At 43.7% G+C, this 7,442-nt stretch carries 5 protein-coding genes and 2 tRNA genes; 1 reads left to right on the top strand and 6 read right to left on the bottom strand.

Annotation, left to right across the window (positions count from 1 at the left end; genetic code table 11):
* Window position 1: 1 nt before the first annotated feature.
* From MSG33_RS15685 to uvrY, 5 genes are all read right to left on the bottom strand, one after another.
* Window positions 2–74 (bottom strand) — tRNA-Gly (locus tag MSG33_RS15685).
* A 37-nt stretch (window positions 75–111) separates the two neighbouring features.
* Window positions 112–185, bottom strand: a tRNA-Cys gene (locus tag MSG33_RS15680).
* 464 nt (window positions 186–649) lie between these two features.
* Complete coding sequence (pgsA, locus tag MSG33_RS15675) at window positions 650–1,207, bottom strand: CDP-diacylglycerol--glycerol-3-phosphate 3-phosphatidyltransferase (RefSeq protein WP_005394805.1); 558 nt, start codon at window positions 1,205–1,207, stop codon at window positions 650–652.
* A gap of 46 nt (window positions 1,208–1,253) precedes the next feature.
* Window positions 1,254–3,086, bottom strand: a complete 1,833-nt coding sequence (gene uvrC, locus MSG33_RS15670; RefSeq protein ID WP_248381419.1) for an excinuclease ABC subunit UvrC — start codon at window positions 3,084–3,086, stop codon at window positions 1,254–1,256.
* A 1-nt stretch (window position 3,087) separates the two neighbouring features.
* The gene (uvrY, locus tag MSG33_RS15665) at window positions 3,088–3,732 is read right to left on the bottom strand and encodes a UvrY/SirA/GacA family response regulator transcription factor (RefSeq protein WP_005386783.1); all 645 of its coding nucleotides are present in this window, start codon (window positions 3,730–3,732) and stop codon (window positions 3,088–3,090) included.
* 427 nt (window positions 3,733–4,159) lie between these two features.
* Between uvrY and MSG33_RS15660 the strand changes: the two genes are divergently transcribed.
* The gene (locus MSG33_RS15660) at window positions 4,160–6,523 is read left to right on the top strand and encodes a DNA polymerase II (protein ID WP_248381418.1); all 2,364 of its coding nucleotides are present in this window, start codon (window positions 4,160–4,162) and stop codon (window positions 6,521–6,523) included.
* Here MSG33_RS15660 and MSG33_RS15655 read toward each other — a convergent pair.
* Entirely contained in the window at window positions 6,520–7,287 is a 768-nt protein-coding gene (locus MSG33_RS15655) for a nucleotidyltransferase domain-containing protein (RefSeq protein WP_248381417.1), read from the bottom strand. The genes MSG33_RS15660 and MSG33_RS15655 overlap by 4 nt on opposite strands.
* Window positions 7,288–7,442 lie beyond the last annotated feature (155 nt).

The following is a 7,442-nucleotide window of genomic DNA, read 5'->3' as shown; positions in this document are numbered from 1 at the left end:
GAGCGACACACGAGGTTCGAACTCGTGACCTCAACCTTGGCAAGGTTGCGCTCTACCAACTGAGCTAGTGTCGCATTTATTCTCGAAAGCTATTCACTCTCAAAAGAATAATGGAGGCGCCTCCCGGAGTCGAACCGAGGTCCACGGATTTGCAATCCGCTGCATAGCCACTCTGCCAAGGCGCCTCATCTGTGAATAAAGCTAAGCTTTTTTCACCACCCTACTGAGCTGTGCTCTCTTGGGTACGGGATGCATTCTACGGATTCGAGCGATCGAGTCAACACTATTTTTATTTTTTTAAATCGTTTGACTAGAATTTGTGCGAAAGACGGTAGATTGCTTAGTTTTAATACTAAAAATCGCTTAAATACACTTGTTTATCATAAAACTTTGGCTACGCCTTACACTGCTGGCCGTGCGTTACGTGTATTGAAGCGTTAACAATCAGGAGACTCGCTTCTCTGAGACTCTCCAAGGGTAAAAACAAGACTTAGATCACATATGGAACTCTATCGAAGCAAAAGCCCCAGATACAAATTTCAAGCATGACCGTTAGCAAGCATTGAAAAACGTGAGAAGCAAAGAAATGCTGTAGATTATCTTAGATACAAAAAAGCAGGCTATTAAGCCTGCTTTCTAATATCAGAATTTAATGATGCTCTTCATTCAACAGATCGTCTTTCGCAGCTGCTAAATATTGAATCATTGACCAGTACGTCAAGAAAGTTGCCACATACAATGCTGCAAAGCCTAGCCAAACCATCCATTCATCGTAACGCCATATCAACACCCATAAGGCGAACATTTGCGAAACAGTTTTTACTTTGCCAACCCAAGATACCGCAACACTGGCTCGCTTACCGATTTCAGCCATCCATTCTCGCAATGCTGAGATAATGATTTCTCGCGCGATCATCGTTACCGCAGGAATGGTCACCCAAATTGAATGGTAATGTTCCGTGATTAAAATCAATGCCGTTGCCACTAGCACTTTATCAGCAACAGGATCAATAAACGCACCAAAACGAGAAGTTTGGCCAAGTTTACGGGCCAACATGCCGTCAAGCCAGTCAGTAAAACCCGCTACCCAAAACACCATTGCTGCTGCAAACGGTGCCCATGAATAAGGTAGATAAAAGACAACCACAAAAACAGGGATTAGGAACAGTCTAAGAAGAGACAGAATGTTCGGGATATTCAAACGCATTTTATTATTCTCTTACACATTGCGGCTTAATGTTGCGCGATTTTCCTTATTGTTTCAATGCTTGGAAAATAATTTCTGCTAAAGAGTGACTTATTCCCGGTACTTTGGCGATTTCTTCGACACTTGCACGTTTAAGTTCTTGTAACCCACCCATGTACTTGAGTAACGCCTGACGTCGTTTAGGGCCGATTCCCTCAATCCCTTCGAGTGCACTCGTACGTCTGGTTTTACCTCGCTTAGCACGATGCCCCGCTATAGCATGGTTATGGCTTTCATCACGAATATGTTGAATAAGGTGCAGCGCTGGAGCATCGCTTGGTAAATGAAACTCGTCCCCATCGACTGTAATCAGCGTTTCTAAGCCTGGTTTGCGAGTGACCCCTTTCGCAATACCAATCATGATGGGACGCTTTGGCCAATCACCCCAATATTGCGAAATAATATCATGCGCACGATTTAACTGACCTTTACCACCATCGATAAAGATGATGTCGGGAATTTTCTCTACGTCCAATTGCTTCGAATAACGGCGCTCCAACGCTTGTCCCATTGCAGCGTAATCGTCACCACCGGTAATCCCAGTGATGTTATAGCGACGATACTCCTGCTTAACGGGGCCTTCATTGTTGAACACCACACACGATGCAATCGTACTTTCCCCCATGGTATGGGAGATATCAAAACACTCCATTCGAGCAATAGACTCCAACTTCAATGTTTCGCGAAGCGCATGAAAACGCTGATTAATCGTCATCTTGTGATTGATTTTGGTGGTAATCGCCGTTAGTGCATTCGTGTTCGAAAGCTTGAGATACCTTGCTCGAGAGCCAGTTGGCGAGGTATGGAAATGAACCTTACGACCTGCCACTTCACTTAACGCTTTCTGTATTGGCGCAATATCTTCTGCCAACTCTTGATTCAAAATAATACGAGAAGGAATTGTACGTGCTTCGTTATGGCTCAAATAGTATTGAGTCAGAAAACTATCGAATACTTCCTGCTGGCTTGTATTTTGTGGGATTTTCGGAAAATGGCTACGGCTACCAAGCACTTTACCTTGGCGTATCATCAGGATATGAATACACGCAATACCATTCTCCTGAGCAAACCCTAGTACATCCATATCATCCATGCTGTCTTCTGAGACGTACTGCTGCTCTTGAACACGTCTAATCGCTTGGATTTGATCGCGAAATTTAGCGGCATCTTCAAAGCGCAATTGCTGACTGGCAACTTCCATTTTCTCGATCAGTTGTTTGAGTACTTGCTGGTCTTTGCCTTGCAAAAACATACGCACAAAGCTAACCAACTCTGCGTATTCTTCATCAGAAATGATGGTATCAACGCATGGCCCTGCACAACGGCCAATTTGGTACATCAAACATGGACGCGTTCGGTTGGAATAGACAGTGTCTTCACACTGGCGCACAGGAAATATCTTTTGCAGCAAATGCAATGTTTCTCTTACTGCACCAGAATCTGGGTAGGGGCCAAAATATTCACCTTTGCGCTTCTTGGCGCCACGGTGGATAGAAAGCCGTGGGTGCTTATGACCGCTAATAAAGATATAAGGGTAAGACTTATCATCTCGCAGCAAAACATTGTATTTCGGTAAATACTGCTTGATGTAGTTATGCTCTAAGATCAGTGCTTCTGTCTCAGTGTGAGTCACTGTGACGTCAATTTTGGCGATATTACTGACAAGCGCGCGAGTTTTCTCACTGTCTACTTTTCTCCGAAAGTAGCTTGAAAGGCGCTTTTTTAGGTCTTTGGCTTTACCTACATAGATGACAACAGCTTCGGCGTTGTACATTCTGTAAACGCCGGGCTGATGAGTTACTGTCTTGAGAAAGGAAGCCGAATCGAAGGGAGGATTCACACTAAAGGGTCTCGGTGTCCAGCATTCCGTGGCGAATCGCTAAGTGAGTTAACTCAACGTCACCATTAATGTCCAATTTACTAAAGAGTCGGTAGCGATAGCTGTTGACTGTCTTTGGACTTAAATTAAGTTGCTCAGAAATATCCGTTACCTTTTGGCCTTTGGTGATCATAAGCATGATCTGCAATTCACGTTCGGATAAGTCTTTAAAAGGGTTCTCAGAGGCTGGAGAAAATTGACTCAATGCCATCTGCTGCGCAATCTCTGGTGAGATGTAACGCTGCCCACTATTAACTACACGAATCGCATTCACCATTTCATCAGGGCCAGCACCTTTAGTTAAATAACCAGACGCACCTGCCTGCATCACCTTGGTTGGAAACGGGTTTTCTGTATGAACGGTAAGTACGATGATTTTCACATCAGGATTCACGCGAAGAATTTTTTTAGTGGCTTCCAAGCCACCAATTCCTGGCATGTTCATGTCCATTAAAACGACGTCAGCATGATTACTGCGACACCATTTTACTGCATCTTCACCGCTGTCAGCTTCTCCTGCTACGTTCATTCCACGGACGTCTTCAATAATACGTCGTATCCCTGTGCGAACCAGCTCGTGATCATCTACAAGGAAAACATTTATCAAACTTGTATCTCCACACTTTGTATTGGTTCTGCACCCACATAACCATTATTTGTTAAATGTGGATATCAGTATGACTGCCTATATACTAACGTAATCGACAAAAAATTGCTTTCTATGAATATGTGCTGAAACGCAAACTTTAGCAAGAACTTATTCATAAACCACTCTATTATTTTAGAGCGTGATGAGCAGAACCGAAATCTAAGAAAAGACAATTAACAACATTAAGTACAATAAATCAAGTAACTAGGTTTCATATTGCCCAGAGAAACACGCTATAACTTAAAATGACACTGTCCCTCTTGCACCAGAGGCTAACTTGTAATCACTAATTCCAGCAAAAATTTGAACCGTTTTCTTTACTGGTTATTTTTACAGTTCTTAATGTTAAACTAACGTTCTTCAAGTTTTCTAAGGTTTCTCACATTTGAATATCCAACAAGGCTTTCTGCTTACTCGACAGGCACGAGACATCAAAGGTCAAACTCAAATCGAGCTGTGGCTTTCGACAGAAGCAGGTCCTACTCAGTTACTTATTAATGGTGAGAAGCCAGTATTTTTCATCGCTCAGAAACACTCAGAGCAAGCAAAAACACTCGCGCGAGAAAAAAACATACCCGTCGACATCCGCCTTTTGGATCTCAAAACGTTTGAACATACGCCTCTTTCTGCATGCTATACCAACGTAACCAGAGACGCTCTCACACTTAAAGACACGTTCGCTCAAAATGATATCACCACTTACGAAAGTGATATTCGCCTCGCCGATCGCTACCTCATGGAGCGTTTTATTAAAGGCAGTATTGAGTTTACAGGCAATGTGACTCGTACCAATGGCTACCAACGCGTCCAGAACGCAAAATGCCGTACGGGGCAATATGAGCCGAAGTTAAACGTTGTCTCGTTAGATCTAGAATGCTCTGAGAAAGGCATTCTTTACTCCATCGGATTAGACAGCGTCATGGATTCCCGCGTTATCATGATCGGAGAACCAGAACCTTCGGATACACCGATACAATGGGTCCAGGATGAAAAGGCGCTTCTAGAAGCACTCATCGATTGGTTTAAAAAATTCGACCCCGATGTCATTGTCGGTTGGAATGTCATTGATTTTGACTTTCGTCTGCTACACAAACGAGCAGAATGGCACAACATGAAGCTAATGCTTGGCAGAGCAGACCAAGCCAGCTTTTTTAGAAGTTCATCTCAAAGCCAACAAGGGTTTATCTCCATTCCCGGGCGAGTTGTGATGGATGGTATCGATACGCTAAAAACGGCTACTTACCACTTTCGATCTTGGTCATTAGAGTCTGTATCTCAAGAACTCTTGGGGGAAGGTAAAGAAATCCACAACGTTCATGACCGTATGGATGAGATCAATCGTATGTACCGCTCCGACAAACCATCGCTGGCTAAATATAACTTACAAGACTGCGTGTTGGTGAACAAGATTTTCAATCACACTCACCTGCTCGACTTTGCAATTGAACGCTCTCGCCTCACTGGTGTAGAACTGGATCGTGTCGGTGGCTCGGTAGCGGCATTCACTAATTTATACATGCCGCAAATACACCGCGCAGGCTATGTTGCCCCGAACCTACACCCAGAAAATTGGATTGCGAGCCCCGGCGGTTACGTGATGGACTCCATCCCTAACCTATATGATTCCGTTTTAGTGTTGGACTTTAAGAGTCTATACCCATCGATTATTCGCTCTTTCTTGATTGATCCTATGGGTTTGGTTGAGGGGTTATTACTCGATATTGGTAAAGAAGATGAGCAGGCAGTACCTGGCTTTCGCGGTGGTCAGTTCCATCGTACGAAACACTTTTTACCAGAAATGATTGAAAAGCTTTGGGCGGCACGTGATGTCGCGAAAAAGAACAATGAAAAAGCTTTTTCTCAGGCAATCAAAATCATCATGAACTCCTTTTATGGCGTACTGGGCTCATCGGGATGTCGTTTCTTTGATACTCGGTTAGCTTCTAGTATTACCATGCGCGGACATGAGATCATGAAGCAAACTAAAGTGCTGATTGAGGAACAAGGCTATCAAGTGATTTACGGCGATACGGATTCCACATTTGTGTCGTTGAATCGACCATACAGTCAAGTAGAAGCCGACGCTGTTGGAAATCAATTAGTTGATTACATCAACTCTTGGTGGCAAGAACATCTGCGCTCTGAGTACAACCTAACATCTATGTTGGAAATTGAATATGAAACCCACTATCGCAGATTCCTTATGCCAACGATTCGTGGCGCAGAAACTGGCTCGAAAAAGCGCTATGCGGGTTTAATCGGTGAAGGAGAGCAAGAGCGGATTGTATTTAAAGGGTTAGAAAGCGCCCGTACTGACTGGACCTCATTAGCACAGAAATTTCAAAATACACTCTATAGCATGATTTTCCATGGTGAAGACCCAAGCGACTATGTCCGAGAGATGGTTGAGAAAACTAACAACGGTGAATTTGATGAACAGTTAGTGTATCAAAAGCGACTGCGCAGAAAACTGCATGAGTATCAGAAGAACGTCCCGCCACAAGTGCGTGCAGCTCGTTTAGCGGATGAGATAAATGCCAAGCTTGGACGCCCATTACAGTATCAAAACAAAGGACGAATTGAATACATTATAACCGTGAACGGTCCTGAACCTTATGAGTACCTCAATAGCCCGATTGATTATCAACATTACATTGATAAACAACTCAAACCCGTTGCAGATGCGATTCTCCCTTTCATTGGGACGGATTTTGACAGGCTTTCAGCACCTCAAATGGGGTTGTTTTAACCGATACGAAACTCTGTTTTCTGGTACTGTTTGACTAACCAATCACCAAACGCATCAATTAGCCCGATAACAGAACGCTTGGGAATACCCCGGCCAGAAAGTAAAATTTCTAGCCGCTCGATCTCAAGCTGCTTTTCAGGATGATAAGTTAAGAATACCTTGCCACATTGTATAGGGTCATCAAACCAACGTTTATCTCGATACATCACCAAAGAGTATGACGCCCTTAGTAGCTTTTTAGCAATCACGCGTTGAACGACCACCTGCTCTTCTATCGTCTTCGCTTGGACGATTTTTTTGCGATACACCGTAATCCAATCTTCCACATCCATATTCCAGTGCTTAGCAATTTCCCAACTTGGAACGTAATCACCAAAACAGTCTGCCAGATCATCACCATAGACACAGACACAGCAATGCTTAAGCATAAAGCCCCAAGTGAAAATGCTATCTAAGTTAGCCACTTCACTCACTAACGCTGTGCGGACCGATACGCCACTAACTTGAGGATGACTTTGCTGCGCGCGCCACTTAATCGTGTTGAGTAAAGTCGCGCGATTGTGCTCAAAGGATGATTGAGTAACGACAACCAGGTCTAAGTTCGACCTTCCTGCGACCGCTGTTTTGCGAGCGACGCTACCATACACATACACGCTGTGTAAGTTTTGCCCCAGTCCACCTTTGAGACAAGCGGTAACTTCTCTAATTAAAGGCGCAAACTCTGGTTGAAATGGTTGTTTAGGATCGATAACAGGCAGAGGCATGACTTAAAACGTGATCTCAGATGGTTCAAGAAGTTGGACTATATGTTCTCTTAGCCGACTCACTGAATCAAGTCCATTCAGGTGTTTAGTCATGGGAGTAACAACAAATTTCTGCAATGAATTTTAATGCTAGGCGGCTAACTTAGCGCTATAAT

The organism is Vibrio sp. 1CM7H (assembly GCF_023161645.1).
Lineage (GTDB): Bacteria > Pseudomonadota > Gammaproteobacteria > Enterobacterales > Vibrionaceae > Vibrio > Vibrio diabolicus.
This window is presented reverse-complemented; position numbering and strand designations above follow the sequence as displayed.